The organism is Streptomyces qaidamensis, assembly GCF_001611795.1.
Lineage (GTDB): Bacteria > Actinomycetota > Actinomycetes > Streptomycetales > Streptomycetaceae > Streptomyces > Streptomyces qaidamensis.
Genome location: NZ_CP015098.1, coordinates 5,512,447 through 5,531,284, shown reverse-complemented (window position 1 = coordinate 5,531,284; position 18,838 = coordinate 5,512,447). Strand labels below are relative to the sequence as shown.

General features: G+C 72.3%; 12 protein-coding genes. 3 read left to right on the top strand and 9 right to left on the bottom strand.

The window, feature by feature from the left end:
• Nucleotides 1-102: 102 nt before the first annotated feature.
• Nucleotides 103-576: a pyridoxamine 5'-phosphate oxidase family protein gene (locus A4E84_RS24705; protein WP_062928644.1), complete on the top strand. Its 474-nt coding sequence runs from the start codon at nt 103-105 to the stop codon at nt 574-576.
• A 9-nt stretch (nt 577-585) separates the two neighbouring features.
• Here the strand turns inward: A4E84_RS24705 and guaA are convergent, their stop codons facing one another.
• The gene (gene guaA, locus A4E84_RS24700; RefSeq protein ID WP_062928643.1) at nt 586-2,166 is read right to left on the bottom strand and encodes a glutamine-hydrolyzing GMP synthase; all 1,581 of its coding nucleotides are present in this window, start codon (nt 2,164-2,166) and stop codon (nt 586-588) included.
• On the opposite strand from guaA, the gene A4E84_RS24695 reads away from it, so the two are divergent.
• Nucleotides 2,160-2,777 carry a chorismate mutase gene (locus A4E84_RS24695; protein WP_335340835.1) on the top strand — a complete coding sequence of 206 codons (618 nt, stop codon included), beginning with the start codon at nt 2,160-2,162 and terminating at the stop codon, nt 2,775-2,777. The two genes, guaA and A4E84_RS24695, sit on opposite strands and share 7 nt — an antisense overlap.
• A 513-nt stretch (nt 2,778-3,290) precedes the next feature.
• Here the strand turns inward: A4E84_RS24695 and A4E84_RS24690 are convergent.
• Nucleotides 3,291-4,433 carry a hypothetical protein gene (locus A4E84_RS24690; protein ID WP_062928641.1) on the bottom strand — a complete coding sequence of 381 codons (1,143 nt, stop codon included), beginning with the start codon at nt 4,431-4,433 and terminating at the stop codon, nt 3,291-3,293.
• A 224-nt stretch (nt 4,434-4,657) separates the two neighbouring features.
• On the opposite strand from A4E84_RS24690, the gene A4E84_RS24685 reads away from it, so the two are divergent.
• Complete coding sequence (locus A4E84_RS24685; RefSeq protein WP_062928640.1) at nt 4,658-5,641, top strand: LAETG motif-containing sortase-dependent surface protein; 984 nt, start codon at nt 4,658-4,660, stop codon at nt 5,639-5,641.
• Between the two features lie 91 nt (nt 5,642-5,732).
• On the opposite strand, the gene A4E84_RS24680 is transcribed toward A4E84_RS24685, so the two are convergent.
• From A4E84_RS24680 to A4E84_RS24650, 7 genes are all read right to left on the bottom strand, one after another.
• A complete protein-coding gene (locus A4E84_RS24680) occupies nt 5,733-7,520 on the bottom strand; it encodes a GMC family oxidoreductase N-terminal domain-containing protein (protein ID WP_062928639.1) in 1,788 nt (595 codons plus the stop codon).
• A 36-nt stretch (nt 7,521-7,556) separates the two neighbouring features.
• Nucleotides 7,557-9,194 carry a succinic semialdehyde dehydrogenase gene (locus tag A4E84_RS24675; protein WP_062928638.1) on the bottom strand — a complete coding sequence of 546 codons (1,638 nt, stop codon included), beginning with the start codon at nt 9,192-9,194 and terminating at the stop codon, nt 7,557-7,559.
• Between the two features lie 136 nt (nt 9,195-9,330).
• The gene (locus tag A4E84_RS24670; protein WP_062928637.1) at nt 9,331-11,007 is read right to left on the bottom strand and encodes a serine/threonine-protein kinase; all 1,677 of its coding nucleotides are present in this window, start codon (nt 11,005-11,007) and stop codon (nt 9,331-9,333) included.
• A 71-nt stretch (nt 11,008-11,078) separates the two neighbouring features.
• Complete coding sequence (locus A4E84_RS24665) at nt 11,079-12,743, bottom strand: serine/threonine-protein kinase (protein WP_062928636.1); 1,665 nt, start codon at nt 12,741-12,743, stop codon at nt 11,079-11,081.
• Between the two features lie 120 nt (nt 12,744-12,863).
• Nucleotides 12,864-14,087, bottom strand: a complete 1,224-nt coding sequence (locus A4E84_RS24660) for a serine/threonine-protein kinase (RefSeq protein ID WP_062928635.1) — start codon at nt 14,085-14,087, stop codon at nt 12,864-12,866.
• A 92-nt stretch (nt 14,088-14,179) separates the two neighbouring features.
• Nucleotides 14,180-16,021 carry a serine/threonine-protein kinase gene (locus A4E84_RS24655; RefSeq protein WP_062928634.1) on the bottom strand — a complete coding sequence of 614 codons (1,842 nt, stop codon included), beginning with the start codon at nt 16,019-16,021 and terminating at the stop codon, nt 14,180-14,182.
• Between the two features lie 189 nt (nt 16,022-16,210).
• Nucleotides 16,211-18,721, bottom strand: coding sequence for a protein kinase (locus A4E84_RS24650; RefSeq protein ID WP_062928633.1), 2,511 nt, complete (start codon nt 18,719-18,721; stop codon nt 16,211-16,213).
• Between the last annotated feature and the right edge of the window lie 117 nt (nt 18,722-18,838).

The window sequence follows — 18,838 nt, the reverse complement described above, 5'->3', positions numbered from 1 at the left end:
AGCGCCCCTGTGAGCACCCTGTGCCCGTCCGTGTGCCCCCGGGCTCCCCAACCCCACGAATAGCCGACAGAAGATGTCGGGTTTCGGCGCGACACTCTTCCCATGACAGCGAACTGGGCGGCTTTCGCCACCGCCGAACCGGATCTGGCCGGCACCGTCGAGAAGCGCTTCGGCGCCTACACCCACCACATCCTCGCCACCCTCCGTAAGGACGGTTCGCCCCGCACCAGCGGCCTGGAGGTGCGGTTCCTGAACGGCGAACTGTGGCTCGGCCTGATGCAGGGCTCGCTCAAAGCCCTCGACCTGCGCCGCAACCCGCGCTTCGCGCTCCAGGCGAACCCCGGGGAGGGCACGGGCATGGGCGGCGGCGACGTCCGGATCAGTGGCCGGGCGATCGAGGTCGACGACGTGGAGACCAAGGCCGGGTACGTCGAAGAGGTGGAGCCGCCGGAGCCGTTCCACCTCTTCCGCACCGAGCTGACGGAGGTCGTACGGACCTCCATCGAGGACGACGCGTATCTCGTCGTCCAGGTCTGGACGCCCGGCGCGCCCCTGCGCACGATCAAGCGCACATAAGCAGGGAGGTCACTCCCACTCGATCGTCCCCGGGGGCTTCGAGGTCACGTCGAGGACGACGCGGTTGACGTCCTTGACCTCGTTGGTGATCCGGGTCGAAATCTTCGCCAGGACCTCGTACGGCAGGCGCGACCAGTCGGCCGTCATGGCGTCCTCGGACGAGACGGGGCGCAGCACGATGGGGTGGCCGTAGGTGCGGCCGTCGCCCTGGACGCCGACGCTGCGGACGTCGGCGAGCAGGACCACCGGGCACTGCCAGATGTCGCGGTCGAGGCCGGCCGCCGTCAGCTCCTCGCGGGCGATGGCGTCGGCCTCGCGCAGCAGGTCCAGGCGCTCCTTGGTGACCTCGCCGACGATGCGGATGCCGAGACCCGGGCCGGGGAACGGCTGGCGCTGGACGATCTCCTCCGGCAGGCCGAGCTCCTGGCCGACCATGCGGACCTCGTCCTTGAAGAGCTTGCGCAGCGGCTCGATCAGCTGGAACTCGAGGTCCTCGGGCAGGCCGCCCACGTTGTGGTGGGACTTGATGTTGGCGGTGCCGGTGCCGCCGCCGGACTCGACGACGTCCGGGTAGAGGGTGCCCTGGACGAGGAACTCCACGGCCGGGCCCTCGTCGGCGATGATCTCGGCCTGGGCCTGCTCGAAGACCCGGATGAACTCGCGGCCGATAATCTTCCGCTTCTCCTCGGGGTCGGAGACCCCGGCCAGCGCCTTGAGGAACCGCTCTTCGGCGTCCACGACCTTCAGCTGCACGCCGGTCGCGGCCACGAAGTCCTTCTCGACCTGCTCGGTCTCGCCCTTGCGCATCAGGCCGTGGTCGACGTACACGCAGGTCAGCTGGGAGCCGATGGCCTTCTGGACGAGGGCCGCGGCGACCGCGGAGTCCACGCCGCCGGACAGACCGCAGATGGCGCGCTTGTCCCCGACCTGCTCGCGGATGGCGGCGACCTGCTCCTCGATGACGTTGCCCGTCGTCCAGGACGGGGTCAGGCCCGCGCCCCGGTAGAGGAAGTGCTCCAGCACCTGCTGCCCGTGCGTGGAGTGCATCACCTCGGGGTGGTACTGGACGCCGTAGAGCTTCTTCTCGTCGTTCTCGAAGGCGGCGACCGGCACGACGTCCGTGGAGGCCGTGACGGAGAAGCCCTCGGGGGCGGCGGAGCAGGCGTCGCCGTGCGACATCCAGACGGGCTGCTCGGCGGGGGTGCCCTCGAAGAGGGTGGAGGACACCTTGGAGACGTGCAGATCGGTGCGGCCGTACTCGCGGGCGCCGGTGTTGTCGACGGTGCCGCCGAGGGTGCTCGCCATCAGCTGGAAGCCGTAGCACATACCGAAGACGGGGACGCCGGCCTCGAAGATCTCGCGGTCCAGGCTGGGCGCGCCCTCCGCGTAGACCGACGAGGGGCCGCCGGAGAGGATGATCGCCGCGGGGTTCTTGGCGAGCATCTCCCGGACCGGCATGGTGCTCGGCACGATCTCGCTGTAGACCCGCGCCTCGCGGACACGACGGGCGATGAGCTGGGCGTACTGCGCGCCGAAGTCGACGACCAGGACGGTGTCGGCGGCGTTGGCAGCGGGAGTCGCTGATGACACGGGGTGCCTTCCGGCGGTGGGGCGGGGGTCTTGTGCCACCCGATTCTACCGGGGGGCCGCCGGGCTCCTTCCGCGTGCCGGGAGGGAGCCCTGTCTCAGGATGCGAACCGGCTTGGACGGCCCTCGGAGGGGGTGCATACTTGCCCCCATGTTCAAGCACCAGACGTTCGTCTTTACCTATGGCATCCGGCCCGCCGGACGCCATGGTCGTGCTGCTTGAGCAACTGACAAGCGACTTCCCAGGCGCCCCGGGCCGAAAAGGCCCGGGGCGTCTGCGTTCGTCCGGGCCGTGCCGCCCCGGGGCAGCCCCTGACGACGAGGAGCCCCCTATGACCGCCATCGACGTGACCGGCGCCCGCACTCCCGAGGCCGCCGACGTGATCACCGGCGCGCGCGAGCGGATCGACGCTCTCGACGACCGGATCATCGGCCTGATCCAGGAACGGGTGGCGGTCTCGGCCGTCATCCAGGAGGCGCGGATCGCCTCCGGCGGCCGGCGCGTGAACCTGTCCCGCGAGATGGATGTGCTCGACCACTACAGGGAGGCGCTGGGCAAGCCGGGCACCGCGCTCGCGATGACCCTGCTGGAGCTGTGCCGCGGCAAAATCTGAAGCCCCGGGCCCGGGTTCCTGTTCCCGGGACAGACGTACGCACCCCTCTCACCCGTACGGCGCGTGACCGCCCCCGTACCGCCTCGTTGGTCCCGGTGTCCGTGCCAGCCAGGCGCGGGCCCGAAAGAACCACGCGTGGCTCACTGGGGCGATGAGACGCACGGATCGTGCCGTGCGTCGTGGGACCTCGCTCCAGGGAAGTGACCGGACGGCAGGGGACAGCAGCCCGGTCACCCAGAGACCGGCCGGCCCCGGGGACGCCCGGGGCCGGCCGGCGGACCTTGCATAAATGCACAAGTCTGGGTCAAACGGTTGCGGGCGCCGCGTTCATCCAGCACGATGCCTACACGGTCCAAGTCCCCCCGCGGACCCCCGCATTGCCCCACTGCCAGAGGTACAGACCAGCGGCGCACCCCCCCCCGGCGCCGCTTCCAGGCACCGGCGCTGCCCTGACGTCGGTGCTGACGAGAAGAAGGGCCCCGCGGCTCCACCCCGCGGGGCCCTTCGCTCTGCTCAGATGCGGGTCACCGTCCCGCAATCACCGTCGTTGCCCTGCTCGATGGGCTTGCTCCGGTCGTACGGGTCCGTCGCCGGGCCGCTCGGGTCCGGGCCCGCGGACCTGCTCGACGAGAACTCCGGGTGCAGGTAGCCGTCGTTGACGAAGCAGGAGGAGTTGCCTATCTCCTGGTCGTAGTTCATGAGGATCAGGCGGCCGGGGGTGACCTGGTAGCGGCGGGGGTCGGCGAGTTCGACGTCGAGGACCCGGCGCACGACGGTGCGGGTGACCTCGGTGGGGCCGTCCGCCCGGACGACGGGGTAGACGAAGGTGTAGTCGGCGCGCACAGCCACACCCCCCTGCGTGCCCTTCTTGAACGTCATGCGCCCCCGGGCCTTGATCACATCGCCGGCCGGCCGCACCTCGTCGGGGTCGAAGCGGCTGAACAGCGTCACCGGGTCGTGCTTCTCGCTCGGGGAGCGCAGGCCGGTGTCGAGATCGTCGAGGAGCTCGGGCTGCTTGGGGTCGAGCACGGAGAGCGCGGCCGTGGGGCGGGCCCCGCGTACGGTCTTCGGGTCGAGGTTGGCGCCCACCAGCAGCCTCTTCGTCAGTTTCAGCGCCTCTTCCACCCGGCCCTCGGAGACCGCGCCGACGGCCTTCGCCTCGGGCAGGACGATGCCGGCCTCGCCGTCGGCCCAGCGCTCGGCGGGGGACCCGGCGAACGGCCGGTCCAGGGTGGGGGTTTCGGGGTCCGAAGCTCCGGGCGCGGCGGTGGGCGCCGTCGACTCGGCGGGCAGCGGTGAGGCCTCGGCCGCATGGGACTCCCCGGTGCCGAAGGGGTCACCAGGCAGAAGCGACGGCTTCAGCGCAACCAGCACCACGGCGGCGGTGGCCGTCACACCCAGGACCGCCCACAGCTTGCGCCGCCGGGCGGCCCGCCCGTTCAGCTCCTGCCAGGCGGGACCGGTACGCCACCCCGGCGGCAACTCACCCCGCGCGTCCTGCTCACGCAACCGCTCGGCGACCATGCGGGCCCGGGCGGACGGCTCCTTGGGAGCGGAGGAACGGATGTCCCGCTCGGTGTCGCGGGTGAACTGCTCCCAGACGTCGTCGGGGATCTCCGAGGCCGACGGCTGATCGTCGGACGGCTTTTCAGACACGAAGCCAAGATCTAAGCGCGCGGAAAGCACCTTCACAAGCCTTTACCAGAGAGTCATTGGTGTGACTCAGCCCACATAAGAATTCTGTGAGTGCCAGCACAACCATTCACAGGCTTCACGGATCAAACCTGCCGAACCAAGGGCCACTCCCGCGCCCCACACGCGGAGGCCTCCCCCAACGTTCGTGCCGCATCCCGCGGTACGCCGGACTTTCCGAGGTCTTCATGAAGCTTCGCCGCGCCATGGCAGCAGCGGCCGCTACGGCGGTCATAGCCCCGGTGGCACTGCTCGCGGCACCGGCCGCGTACGCGACCGACGAGACGACGCCCACGCCGAGCGCGTCGGTGAGCGAGTCCGCTCCCGAGACGTCCAGCTCGCCGTCTGCGACCGAGTCCACCCCCGCCGAGACGACGCCGACTCCGAGCGCGTCGGTGAGCGAGTCCGCTCCCGAGACGTCCAGCTCGCCGAGCGCGTCCGCGAGCGAGTCCTCCCCGGCGCCGAGCGCGTCCGAGCCCGAGGAGTCGGAGTCCCCGGACCCCGAGCCCTCCGTGTGTGAGGACACCAAGGTCGACGTCAGCATCACCGGCCTGGCCGGCAAGATCGCGGCGGGCAGCGGCTGGCACAAGTTCTCGCTCAACGTGGCCAACAACTCCGACTCCACGCTGAACGACCTCGACTTCTTCGCCGGGGCCTCCCCCGACAAGAACGGCGAGGAGCTGTTCTCCAGCAAGCAGGTCCAGCTCCAGGCCTGGGACCCCCAGGACAAGATCTGGGTCGACCTCAACGAGGGCGGCTACGCGGTCGGTTACGTCGGCTACACCGACGAGCTGAAGCCCGACTACGAGGTCAACATCCCGCTGCGCCTCAACGTCAGCAAGTCCGCCCCGGTCGGCTCCGGCTTCTCGCTCGGCGCGACGATCTACGGTGACAACGACGCCGAGTGCGTCGGCTTCGGCGACGTCTCGTACAAGTTCCAGATCGTCTCGGCCGGTACGGACACCGGTGGCACCAAGCCGCAGGAAGGCGGCAAGGCGCCCGTCACCGACGAGAAGCCGAGCGGCAACACGCCGGAGGTCACCGGCAGCCTCGCCGAGACCGGCTCCAGCTCCGCCCTGCCGATGATCGGCCTGGTCGGCGGTGCCGCGGTCGTCGCCGGTGCCGGCGCGATCTTCGTCGTCCGTCGCCGTAAGGCCGGCGTGCAGGCGTAAGCCATAGCGGCCGACGGGCCGCAGCACCAAGCAGAAGAGGGACCTGCGCTCGGAGGGGGGCGCAGGTCCCTCTTCTGTTGTGCCGGGTCGCTCAGTTCTTCGGCGGTACGGCCGGCATGCCGAGGAACGGCAGCCGCAGCGCGCCGAACGCCTCCGCCGGAACCGCCGGGGACTTCGGCTCGACCGGCTGGAGCCGCTCGTAGGCCGTGCCCTGCTGGGGGCGGGGGTCGGGCTCGCCCTTGTTGGGCCAGTACGACATCGCCCGCTCGGCCTGGGCGGTGATGGTGAGGGACGGGTTGACGCCCAGGTTGGCGGAGACCGCGGCGCCATCGACGACGGAGATGCCGGGGTGGCCGTAGAGGCGGTGGTACGGGTCGATCACGCCGGACTCTCGGGAGTCGCCGATGGGGCAGCCGCCGAGAAAGTGGGCCGTGAGCGGGGTGCCCATCAGTTCGCCGACGTTGGAGCCCGCGAAGCCGTTGATCTCGGCGGCGAGCGCCGACGCGCTCTCCGTCGCGGCCTTGATCTGCTTGGGGTTGGGGGCGCCGTGGCCCTGGCGGGCGGTGAGCAGGCCGCGGCCGACACCCGACGGTTTCACGTAGGTCGTCAGGGAGTTGTCCAGCGACTGCATCACCAGGCCGATGATGGTCCGCTCCGACCAGCGGCGGTTCGACAGGGAGCGCAGCACCAGCAGCGGGTGCTTCGCGGCGTTGGCGAGGAAGCCCAGGACCCGCGAGGCGCCCGAGTTCGTCCCGGCGTAGGGGACCTGGAGGATGGACAGGCCGCCCATCGAGTTGGAGCCCTTGCCGTAGCGGACCGGCTCGATGTGGGTGTTCGCGTCCGGGTGGATGGAGGACGTGATGGCCACGCCCCGCGTGAAGTCGGCCTTGGGCGCGCCGTGCGCCTTGCGGTAGCGCCGGTCGTCGGTCTGGGCGCCTACCAGGGCCTCGGAGTTGGTGCGGGTCAGCTCCCCCAGCTTGTCGGAGAGGTGCGGCAGCTGGCCGCCCGCCTTCATGCGGTGCAGCAGGGTCTGCGTGCCGTAGGTGCCTGCCGCGAGGACGACCCGGCGGGCCGTGAAGGTGCGGCCCTTCTTCTTGCCGCGGTCGTCGGTGGGCAGGGTGGCGACGGCGTAGCCGCCGCGCGAGTCGTCGGTGAGCGACACGACCGTCGTCATGGGGTGGACGACCGCCCCGGCCTTCTCGGCGAGGTGCAGGTAGTTCTCGTTGAGGGTGTTCTTCGCGCCATGACGGCAGCCGGTCATGCACTCGCCGCACTCCGCGCAGGCCCTGCGGGACGGGCCCGCGCCGCCGAAGTACGGGTCGGGCACCTCCTGGCCGGGCTTGGCCTGCACCGTGCCGTCGGCGTCCTCGCCGTCGCCGAAGAAGACGCCGACCGGAGCCATGTGGAAGGAGTCGCCGCAGCCCATCCGCTCCGCGGCGGCCTTCAGATGGACGTCCGAGGGCGTCATGGTCGGGTTGAGCCGTACGCCCAGCATGCGGCGGGCCTGGTCGTAGTACGGCTTCAGCTCCTCCTGCCAGTTGGTGATGTCACGCCACTGGGGGTCCTCGAAGAACGGCTTCGGCGGGACGTAGAGGGTGTTGGCGTAGTTGAGGGAGCCGCCGCCGACGCCCGCCCCGGCCAGGACCATGACGTTGCCCAGGAGGTGGATGCGCTGGATGCCGTACATGCCGAGCTTCGGGGCCCAGAGGTAGTTCTTGAGGTCCCAGGAGTTCTTGGGGAGGGTCTCGCGGGTGAAGCGCCGGCCGGCCTCCAGGACGCCTACGCGGTAGCCCTTCTCGGTGAGGCGCAGGGCGGTCACCGAGCCGCCGAATCCGGAACCCACGACGATGACGTCGTAGTCGTAAGCGTCCTGAGGCACGTGCCGTCTCCCCTTCGAGTGTGCAGTGCGGGTGGTCTACCGGAACCTGAACGCCTTCATCAGGCGGAGGCTGCGGCTCATGAACTGGGCGTACTTCTCGTCGTCCATGCCCAGCGAGGGGGCCATGGGGAGCACCCGCTGGTGGGCGACCGTCTGGGCCTCGGTGTACTTGAGGATGCCCTCGGAGCCGTGGCGGCGGCCGAGGCCCGAGTCCTTCATGCCGCCCATCGGGGACTGGACGCTGCCGTAGGCGGGGGCGTAGCCCTCGTTGATGTTGACCGTGCCGGTGCGCAGGCGGGCGGCGACCTCCTGGCCGCGGCGGCCGTTCTTCGTCCAGACCGAGGAGTTGAGGCCGTACGCCGTGGCGTTGGCGCGCTCGATGACCTCGTCCTCGTCGGTGAAGCGGTAGACCGACACGACCGGGCCGAAGGTCTCCTCACCGCAGACGGACATGTCCGTGGCGACCCCGTCGAGGATCGTGGGCTCGAAGAAGTAGGGGCCGATGTCCGGGCGCGCGACACCGCCCGCGACGACCTTCGCGCCCTTGGCGACGGCTTCCTCGACGTGGCGCGTGACCGTTTCCAGCTGGCGTTCACCGACCAGGGAGCCCATGTCGGCGCCGTACGCCAGGGAGGTGCCCAGGCGTATGGCCTTCGTCCGGGCGGCGAAGCGCTCCAGGAAGGCGTCCGCGATCGACTCGTGGACGAAGAGCCGCTCGATGGAGATGCAGAGCTGGCCGGCGGAGGAGAAGCAGGCGCGGACCGCTCCGGCCGCGGCCTTCTCGATGTCGGCGTCCTCCAGCACCAGCATGGCGTTCTTGCCGCCGAGTTCGAGGGAGACGCCGACGAGCCGCGCGGCGGCACCCTGGGCGACCTCGCGGCCGGTGCGGGTGGAGCCGGTGAAGGAGACGTAGTCGGCGTGCCGGACGACCTCGGGGCCGACGACGGGGCCGTCGCCGAGGACGACCTGGAAGACGTCGGCGGGCAGCCCGGCCTCGATGAGCAGGTCACGGGCCCACAGGGCGGTCAGGCAGGTCTCGGTGTCCGGCTTCATGACGACGGCGTTGCCGGCGACGAAGGCCGGGAGCGCGTCGCCGACCGACAGCTCCAGGGGGTAGTTCCAGGGGGCGATCTGGCCCACGACACCGCGCGGGTGGCGCAGTTCGGTGACCTTCGTGAGGGTCGGCATGGCGCCGGCGTGCCGCTTGGGCCGCAGGTAGGCGGGCGCCTTGCGGCCGTAGTGCCGGGCGGCGACCGCGACGGCCTGGACCTCCTCGTGGGCGTGCAGCCGGGCCTTGCCGGTCTCCAGCTGGATGAGGTCGAGCACCTCGGCCTGGCGCTCCAGCACCAGGTCGTGGAAGCGCAACAGGACGGCGGCGCGCTGCCGTACGGGGGTCTGGGCCCACACGGCCTGGGCGGCGCGGGCCCGTTCGAAGGCCTCCGCCACGTCCTCGGGCGTCGACTCCGGGAGGTCCGCCAGCTTCTCGCCGGTGAACGGCGTGTGGTTGGCGGTCCGGCCGGAACCGGCCACACCCTTGGCGAGCTGGGCGACCAGCTCCGGCGTGACCACGTCCGCGGCGGTGCGGGCGCCCTCCGGGGCGGGGGCGAGGGGGTTCGTGCCGGTCTGTGCCGTGCCGGTCTCTGCCGTCTTCTCGGCGGCCTGCGCGTCCGTCATGAGGCGCAGGGTATGCCGGGACGGAGCCTTTGGGTACCCGTCGGTAATACGGCTTCACCGAGTGCACACACGCCGCCAGTGACTGCTGGCAACAAACGCGCTGATCAGGACGTGGTGGGTGACCGGCGCGTGTGATTCAGCCTTTTACGATCCCGAGCCGGTCCCGGGCCCCCTCGAACACCGAGGTGCCCTCTTCCTCCTCGGGCGTGCCCTTGGGCATGTCGACGCGCAGTTCGTACATGCGGTCGTCATCGGTGCGGATGACCAGCCGCATGAGCCGCCGAGGGGTCTCGCCCCGGCGGTACGCGGTGTCGGCGAGGCTGGCTTCGTGGCCCTGGACGCTGGTGCGGGTGTACCGGGTCTCTCCCCCGGTTTCCTCCGTCTTGACGGCCTGGTCCGCCGGGGAGGCCGGAGCCCTGTCCCAGAAGAGGAGACGGACCCGGATGGTGCCGGTCGGCCCGTCGCCGTAGAGCACCGTGCGGGGCTGGTCGGCCGCACTGCCGGTCCGGTCGAGCGGGCGGTAGTGGCGCGGCAGATGGAGAACGGCCGCCATGTCCGGCTCGGGGTGCGGGCTCCAGACGTCGGTCGCGTCGGCGGCCTGCCCGGCGCTCTCCGCGCTGCTGGTCTCGGCGAGCTGCGTGACGGCGCCTATGCCGCCGGCGAGCAGCGCGGAGAGCAGGGCGAGGGGGCCGGGGCGGAGGAGGCTCTGGCGTTTGGGGGGTAGGGGGTGCTGCTGCGTGTCATGGATGGGTGGGGCGGCGGAGGCGGGGGCAGGGGCGGGCTGGACGGCAGGCACGGCGAGCCCGGTTGTGGACACGGCGGCGGGCACCGGGCCGGGCCGGGCTGCGGTCCGGTCGTCCGGCTTCCGTGGATGCTCGGCCGTCCGCGCTGCGGCCTCGGCCGGCGCGGGCCCCGCCACCGCCTCCAGTTCCTTCGCGACCTCCTCGGCGTCCGGCCGCTGATCGGGGTCCGGCACCAGCAGCCGTGCGATCAGCGGCCCGAGGGATCCGGCCCGAGTCGGCTCGGGCGGCTCGGCGGCGAGGAGCGCGGCGAGCGTGGCCTCCGGCGTGCTTCGGAGGAACGGGGATGTGCCTTCGACGGCCGTGTACAACAGGGCACCCAGGGACCACAGGTCGGAGGCGGGCCCGGCGATGCGGCCGGACATCCGCTCGGGGGCGACGAACTCCGGCGGGCCGGCGGCGGTCTCCCCGCTCGCGGTGAGCAGGTTCTCGCCCTGCACATGGGCGATGCCGAAGTCCGTGACGACGACGCGCCGGTGCGGGCCGAGCAGTACATGGGCGGGCTTCACGTCCCGGTGCACGATGCCGACCGCGTGCGCGGCACGCAGGGCACCGAGCACGGCGAGTCCGATCCGGGCGGCTTCGGGCACGTCGACCGGTCCGCGCCGGAGTATGTCGCGGAGGGACTCGCCGGGCACCAGCTCCATGACGATCCACGGCAGTCCGTCGAGCGCCTCGGCCGCGTCGAGTTCGTCGGGGCCCACGGGACCCGGGTGTTCGTCGCGCTGCTCCGCCTCGACGACCACGTCGTGGATGGTGACGGCGGAGGGATGGTCGACGCGGGCTGCGGCCCGTGCCTCGCGGTGGAGCCGGTGGGCCGCCCGCCGGTGCCTCCCGCCCTGCGGGTCGCCCGGCAACCGCGGTTGCCTGACGGCGACTTCACGCTGCGTGAGTTCGTCGAGGGCCCGCCAGACGGTGCCCGTGCCGCCGGAGCCGATGCGCTCGACCAGCCGGTAGCGCCCGCCGATCAGCCGGCCCTGGGCGTCGTCCGTCCCGCCCCCGTCGTTGCTCATGCCCCATCAGTACCCCGCGGGGTGCGTCCTTGTCGACGCGGGTCGTTTCCGGTTGAGTTGCAGGGGCGTAATCAGGTCTTGTCGATGTCCAGATTCGCGATCGCCGTGCTCGCCACCTCGCGTCCGCGGGAAGTGAAGTCGCTCTTGCGCGGGTAGCTGACGGTGAGTTTGTACATGTCGCCGCCGGGGGTCCGGTAGTAGAAGATCTGGCACTCCCGGGGGCGTGGGTTCTCGCTGTCGTCGGTCGTGAAGGGGACGGTGTTCCGGGCGGCCTTCCTGTCCCGGTACGTGGTCGTCCCGGGCTCCGTCTTCTTCGGTCCCTCGTCCATGTCCAGCTCGTAACTGCCGCTCTCCTTGAACCGGGTGTCGTCGTCGTACATCTCGGCGGCCGCGGAGCCCGCGATGTTGCCGCCGGTGTCCTCGGCCTTCTTCTCCAGGCTCAGGCGGATCCAGACGCTGCCGCTCCAGTCGCTGTACGTGACCCAGTGGTCCTGGTCGGACTTCCGGTCGGGCACGGTCCGCTGGTACTCGGCGGGGACGGCGAGCGAGGCGGCGAGGTCCTTCTCCTGCTTGATCTCCCAGCCCTCGGGCAGCGGGCCGGCGAACGGCTCCGCGATCACCAGGTACGCCGTCACCGCCGCCGCGACGACCGCGGCGCCCAGTCCCATCCAGGCCTTCCGGCCGAACCGGACGCCGGGGCCGCCGGCGCCCCGGTCCGTGGCCCGCATGGCCTGTGTGGGCCGGGCGACGGGCGGGTTCGCGGCCGCCTCCAGCAGGGCCCGCACCTGCGCGGCGTTCGGGCGGCGGGCCGGGTCCTTGTCCAGCAGTCCGTTGATGGCCTCGGCGAGCGGGCCCGGGGCGGAGGCCGGGGGCGCGGGCGTGGCGTTGAGTACGGACTGGAGCGTGGCCGGGGTGTTGCTGCGGCGGAACGGCGAAACGCCCTCCGTCGCCGCGTAGAGCACCACACCGAGGGACCACAGGTCGCTGGCCGGGCCCGGGCGCTGCCCCAGTACGCGCTCGGGCGCGATGTATTCGGGCGAGCCGACGAAACCGCCCGTGTCGGTCAGGTTGGTCTCGCCCTCGATCTGGGCGATCCCGAAGTCCGTGAGGACGACCCGGTCGTAGCGGCCGAGCAGCACGTTGTCCGGTTTCACGTCACGGTGCAGGATGCCCGCCGCGTGCGCGGCCTCCAGCGCGCCGAGCACCTCCAGGCCGATCCGGGCGGCCTCGCGCGCGGACAGGGTGCCCTCCTGGAGCGCGTCGCCCAGCGAGCGGCCCCGCACCAGCTCCATCACGATCCAGGGCTGGTCCTCCACGACCGCGACGTCGTGCACGTCGACCACCGCCGGGTGGTCGAGCCGGGCCGCCGCCCGGGCTTCGCGGCGCATTCGCTCGAAGGCGTTGGAGCGTTCGCGTTCGGGAAGATGTTCTGGGACGCGGGGTTCCTTGACGGCGACCTCCCGGTCCACCGTCTCGTCCTTGGCCCGCCACACCGTGCCCATGCCGCCATGCCCGAGCTTGGCCAGCAGCCGGTAGCGCCCGGCGATGAGCCGCCCGGCACCGGGGTCCCCGGGCGCCTGGGCCGACTGGGCCGACTGGAACGGCACGACCTGGGTGGGTGACGCGGCCGGCGTCGCATAGGGATTGCCCGGCACCGGCGCCTGCCGGTTCGGCGGTTGCAGTACAAAACTCGTCGGCTCGTCGGCCCCGGATCGGGCTCCCCCGTTGCTGCTCATGGGTTCATCCATATCGCGCCAACCGCCCGCGGATCCACAAAGGACGCGAGCCGGTCACAGACCCGTGACTTCACAAGGGAGTTGTTATCCCCATTCATGCCAATTCGGGGGCTCTGGCGGTCACGGGGTGGGCGCGGGCGTGTTCGGAGGTACCGGCCGGGTCGTCGGCGCCTTCGGTGTCGTCGCACTCGGTGTCGCCGTCCTGGGTGTCGTCGCACTCGGTGTCGCCGTCGCGGAACTCGTCGGCGTGGGGCCGCCGTCCCCGGTGCCCTCCTCCCTCAGCAGCGCCGCCGCGGACACCCCCGCCCCCGCCATCGCGGCGACCAGCAGCGCCGCGATGAGAACGCGCCGCGTGGGCTGGCGCAGGAAGGGCTCCTCCGGCCGATCCGGACCGGGCAGGACAGCCGGCGGCCCGGATGGTTGCCCTCCGACGGAATCCTGCGGCGGTCGGCGCGGTACGCCCCCGGTCGTCGGCGACGAATCGGACCCGGCCGGCGGCACCGGCGGTGTGTAGCCCGTGTCGCGGAAGACCTGGAGCATCCGCTCGGCCCGGTCCGCGTCCAGCCGCCGGTCCGGATCGCGTTCCAGCAGGCCGCGTACGACGGGCAGGAGCGGCCCGGCCTGCGCGGGCGGCTGGATGTCGCCCACGACGACGGCGTGCAGAATTCCGCCCAGCGAGTCGCGGTGGAACGGCGACTCCCCGCTGAGGGCGGCGCACAGCAGCGCGCCCAGCGACCACAGGTCGGACTCGGGCCCGGTCCGCACCCCGGACATCCGCTCGGGCGCGGTGTACTCGGGCGAGCCGACGAAGGCCCCGTTCTCGGTGAGCGTGGGGGCACCCGCGACCTGTGCGATGCCGAAGTCGGTGAGGACGACCCGGTCGGTGCCGGTCTCCAGCAGCACGTTGTCCGGCTTGAGGTCACGGTGCAGTACCCCGGCCGCGTGCGCCGCGCCCAGCGCGCCGAGCAGGGCGATTCCGATGCGGGCCGCTTCGGCGGCGTCGACCGGGCCCCGCTGGGCGAGCCGGTCGGCGAGCGAACCGCCCTCGATCAACTCCATGACGATGTACGGGCGTTCGCCGTCCTCGACGACATCGTGGACGACGATGATGTGCGGGTGGCTCAGCTGTGCGACGGCCCGGGCCTCACGCAGCGTGCGGTCCCGCTGCCGGCGCGCCTGCGCCGCGGAGAGCGTCTCGTCGAGGGGGAGTTCCTTGACGGCCACGCTCCGGCCGAGCAGCTGGTCGGTCGCCCGCCAGACCACGCCCATGCCGCCGCGACCGAGTTTCTCCTCGAGCCGGTAACGGCCCGCGACGACACGCCTGTTGTGCCCCTCGGTCCCCATGCGGCCATCATGCCCCAACGGACGGAACCACTCCGGGACGGTGAGGTGCGGGTGGCCGAAACAGACAGCCCCACCTCAGAAGTGCCCCTGCTTCAGGAGGTCTTCTCCTGCCAGCCCTGGAGCAGCGAGGTGAACTGCTTGCGCGCCGTCGCCCAGTCCGCGGCCGGGACCGACATGTAGAGCGCGTACTCGGTGCCGTCGCGGGCGACGTACGTCTCCTCGACGGCCCGGCGCGGGCCGGGGAACTTGATGTCCTTGGGCTGGGCCGTCCAGGTGTACTCCCACCGGGCGCCCTCCCGGTCACGGTAGACGTTGCGCTCCAGCGTGACCCGCTTGTAGTCGACCAGTCGCTGAAGCTGCTGTTCCAGGTCGAGCTGGTGCGCGTAGGGGTCGGCGAAGTCCGGTGACGTGTCGATGGCGATGCGGACGAAGTGCCTGCCGCCGTCCGGCGAGTAGTCGATCTGCTTGAGCTCGCCCTGCGGGCCGAAGGGCTTGCGCTTCCAGCCCTTGGGCAGGTAGAGGCTGAACCCCGCGGGGTCGTCGTAGCGGGTCCAGCTGGCCGGAACCGAACTGCCGGGCCGTTCCGTGGAATTCTGTGCATCGGTACCGGCGCTCCGGGACGGCCGGCTCCCGTTCCACTGCTGGAGCACCACGGCCGTGCCTCCGCCGATGATGGCCGCGAGCGCGACGACCAGGGCGAGGGTGCGCAGCCGGCGGCGCCTGCCCGAACCGGCCGGCTGCGGGCCGGTCGCCGTCGGGCCGAAGACGGTCCGGCCGACGGGGCCGCCCCCGGAACCGGTCGGGCCGGTCGGGCCGTAGGGCGCAGTACCGGCCGTGGAACTCCCGGTGGCCGGGTTCCCGGCCAGGGGCGGGAGCGGTGTCCCCGTGTGCGAACCCGAACCGGTGCTGAAGCCGGTGCCCCCGGTGCCCGTGTGTCCGGGGCCGCCCTGACCAGTGCCGACCTGGCCGGTGCCGACCTGGCCGGTGCCGACCTGGCCGGTCCCCGTGGTGGCCGTCCCCGTGCCCGTGCCGCTGTGGGCGTCCCGGTACGCCGTCGTCCCTCCGTAGGGCGACGGCCCCCCGTACTGCGTCGGCACATACGCCTGCGCCCCCTTTGGCCGCCGTCCCTCCGCGGCCTCGGCGAGCATCTGCTCGGCCTCGGACGCGTCGGGCCGGGTGCCCGGGTCCTTGCGCAGCAGGGCGATGATGACGGGCGCGAGCGGGCCGGCGTGCCGGAGCTCGGCGGCCTCCTCCTCGACCACGGCCTGCATCGTGGTCAGGGGTGTGGTGCGGCGGAACGGCGACCGGCCCTCCACCGCCGTGTAGAGCGTGGCGCCGAGCGCCCACAGGTCGGAGGACGGCCCGGGGTCGTGGCCGCGCACCCGCTCGGGCGCCAGGTAGTCGACCGAGCCGACGACCTCTCCGGTGCGCGTGATGGTCGTGTCGCCCTCGATCTGCGCGATGCCGAAATCCGTGAGCAGCACGCGTCCGTCCCGGGCGAGGAGGACGTTGCCCGGCTTGATGTCGCGGTGCAGGACCCCGGCGGTGTGCGCGGCGCGCAGGGCCCGCAGCACCCAGAGGCCGATGCGGGCGGCCTCACGCGGCTCGACGCGCCCCTCCTCCTTGACCGCGTCGGCCAGGGAGCGGCCCTCGACCAGCTCCATCACGATCCACGGGCGGCCGTCGTGCTCCAGTACGTCGTGCACCGTGACGACCGCGGAGTGGTTGATCCGTGCGGCGGCCCTGGCCTCCGCCCGGGTGCGTGCCAGCAGGATCGCCTGCTCGCTCTCGGAAACGTAGAGGGCGGCCGTCAGTTCCTTGATGGCGACCGACCGGTGCAGCACCTCGTCATGTGCGCGCCAGACCCGGCCCATGCCGCCACTGCCGATGGATTCGGCCAGCCGGTAGCGGCCCGCGACGAGCAGGCCCTGCATCTGATTCACGTTGCCCCGCAATGGTCTTGACAGGGTCAGCGTAAGGACCCGCCCTCGCCCTGGGAACAAGCGGGGTACCACGGTGACCGCACTGTGACGGTTGTCGACTGCCGGGACGGGAGGGAACCAGAGGGTGAACGTGGCGTACAGGCGGCGCGCCGCTCGCTCACCCCGTCGTCCTGCGGGTGGTCACCCCGTCACCTTGTACGTGGCAGCCGCCTGCTCGTACAGCCGCGTCACCTCGTCCCGTTCGGACTCCGGGCCGCGCACCTGGACCACGTGGTAGCGCCCGTCGACCAGCATCGCGAGGTTGCGGACGTACAGTTCGCCCCCGTTCCCGCCGGCCCAGGTGAACTGGCCCTCGGCCATGGTCCGTCCGCCCACCTCGATCGTCTTCAGCCCGGTGGAGGTGGCCCAGCTGGAGTCGCGGTACGGCTGCAGCTCGCGCTCCCTCTCCCGCTGGTAGGCCATCGGGTCGTCGCCGTACTCCGACGCGCTGTCCCGGCCCGCCACGACGATGAGTTCGAAGTCGCCCTTGGAGTAGACGACCTGTCCTGTGCCGCTCCGTGGGGTGCGGTCCCAGCCCTTGGCGACGGCGACCTGGAAGCCCGCAGAGTCCTTGCGCAGGGTGAAGCCGTCGGCGACGTCCGGGCCGGTGGTCTGCGTCTCGGTGGTACCGGCCGACGACTTGGGGCTCTTCTCCGGCTCGGGAGACGTCTGGTCGGGCCGGGGCTCGCCGCTGGCGTCCGGCTCGGGCGCCCGGCTGACCTCACCGGCGGCACCGGTGCGGTCCGCGCCGCCCGCGCCCTCGGCTCCCGACTTGGGCATGAAGAGCATGGCGTAGGCGATCGCCGCGGCCATCGCGAGCAGGACCAGCACGAGCAGGGTGCGGCCGAGGCGGTGCGGCGAACCGGACTCCTTCCGGGCCCGTTTGTGCCGCCCGTGATGTGCGGGCAGCCCGGCCTTCCGCCTGCGTACGAGCTCGCCCCGGCGCCGTACGACGGGCAGCCGGCGGGCGTCGACGGGCGGCGCCGGGACGACGTGCACCCCGGCCTCCGGCTCGGGCGCCGAGCGCACCAGCGAGCGCAGCCAGCCGCGTACTTCCTCGAAGTCGAGGCGCTCGGTGGGGTCCTGCCGCAGCAGCGACTCCACGACCGGCCGCAGCGGCCCGCACTCCTCGGCGTACGCGGGCGGTTCCGCGCACACCATCTGCACCAGCTCGGCCGTGGACTCCTCCGGGTAGGGCGCGTGCCCCTGCACGGCCCTGAAGAGCAGGGCGCCGAGCGCCCACAGGTCGGTCGCGGGGCCGATCGGTGCGGCCAGCTGCCAGTTCTCGTGCACGGGGCCGGCCTGCTCCGGCGCCCAGCGTTCCGTGACGGGCCCGACCACGGCCATCCTCGCCTGTCGCGCCCGCTCGGCGGCCAGCGCCGTGGCCGGACCACGCCGGGGGGCCGGTGAGTCGGCGACCAGGTCGTCCCAGCGGGTGGACTCGCCGTGGGCCGCGGGGTCCGGGGCCGGGGGGAGCGCCGCCTGCTCCCGGCTCTGCGTCACCGGCGCGCCGCCGGTGGTGCCTCGGGGCGTGGCGCCGTGCCATGCCGTGGTCCGTGGGTTTCCGCCCACGCCGTAGGGGTCTGCGATCCGCCCGGGCGCTACGGCCCCGGGGGCGGTGCCCTGCCCGGGGATGTACGGGGACTGCGCCGACCCGTTGCCGTAGGGCGCGGTCCCGTCGTCCGGTGCTGGACGGGCTCCGGGCAGGGCCGCCCGCCCGCCCTGCTGCGCCTCCTGAACCCGTGCGGCAGCCCGGGTACCGGCCCGGTAGGCCGCGATCGCCCCGGCACGCGCCGCCCGGGGATCCCCGCTCTCCTCCACCGGTCCGCGCGCCGGTACGACCGGTCCGCCACCCGTGGTCTCGCCCCCTGCCGAGGGCAGTCCCCTGGCCTCCCGGGCCTCTATGGCGGCGCGCCGCGCGGCCTCGGGGTCACCCGCGCCACCGATGCCACCGGCCGGCCCGGGACCGCCCGCGCCGTTGACCGGCCCTGGGCCGCCCTCGTGTCCCGGCCGCTGCCCGGACTCCTCGAAGGGCGGTTCCGGAACCGGGTCGTACCCGCACAAGGCCTCTTCCGCCGCGCCCACCGCCAGCCCGGTCAGCATCACCCGGCCGTCGTCGCAGACGAGCACCGTCCGCGCGGTGATGTTCCGGTGCACCCAGCCGTGCGCGTGCAGCACCCGCAGGGCCATCAGGACGTCCGAGGCCACCTCGGCCGCCCGGTAGGGCGTCAGCGGCTTCTCGGCGAGCAGCGCCGCCAGCGGGCGCGCGGCCACCAGCTCGCTGACGATCCACAGCGAGCCGCCCTCGGCGAACACGTCGAAGACTTGGTCGAGCCGGGGGTGGTCGGGAATGGCCGCCGCGGCCTGCGCGGCCTCGACCGCGCGCCGCACCACCGGATCCGTGGGCCGTCGGGTGCCCGCGCGGGCGCCGGAACGCCGCGCACCACCGTCACGCGCCGTGAAACCGTCGGGCAGCCCCTCCGCGTCGAGGACCTCCGCCTCGACCACCTCGGGCAACGGCACCTGACGGACCAGGACTTCCTGTCCGCTGTAGGTGTCGAAGGCCCGGGTCTCGGTGAGTTCGTACTCGTCGGACGGCGGCAGCGGCAGGCGGTAGCGGTCGGCGAGTACCCGGCCCGCGTAGTCGTCCACGTTGCCTCCCCCGGCAGCCCGTTCGGTCACATCCGTTCGCCCCACGGTCCGTTTCGGCTGCGCACGGTCCGCAAACATTTACGATACGTGCCGCAGGCAACCCGCAATGCGGGGATG

Coding starts and splice junctions, on each gene's coding strand:
- A4E84_RS24705 (WP_062928644.1), top strand. CDS start 103: ATGACAGCGAACTGGGCGGCTTTCGCCACCGCCGAACCGGATCTGGCC.
- A4E84_RS24695 (WP_335340835.1), top strand. CDS start 2,160: ATGACACGGGGTGCCTTCCGGCGGTGGGGCGGGGGTCTTGTGCCACCC.
- A4E84_RS24685 (WP_062928640.1), top strand. CDS start 4,658: ATGAAGCTTCGCCGCGCCATGGCAGCAGCGGCCGCTACGGCGGTCATA.
- A4E84_RS24675 (WP_062928638.1), bottom strand. CDS start 9,194: ATGACGGACGCGCAGGCCGCCGAGAAGACGGCAGAGACCGGCACGGCA.
- A4E84_RS24670 (WP_062928637.1), bottom strand. CDS start 11,007: ATGAGCAACGACGGGGGCGGGACGGACGACGCCCAGGGCCGGCTGATC.
- A4E84_RS24665 (WP_062928636.1), bottom strand. CDS start 12,743: ATGAGCAGCAACGGGGGAGCCCGATCCGGGGCCGACGAGCCGACGAGT.
- A4E84_RS24660 (WP_062928635.1), bottom strand. CDS start 14,087: ATGGGGACCGAGGGGCACAACAGGCGTGTCGTCGCGGGCCGTTACCGG.
- A4E84_RS24655 (WP_062928634.1), bottom strand. CDS start 16,021: ATGCAGGGCCTGCTCGTCGCGGGCCGCTACCGGCTGGCCGAATCCATC.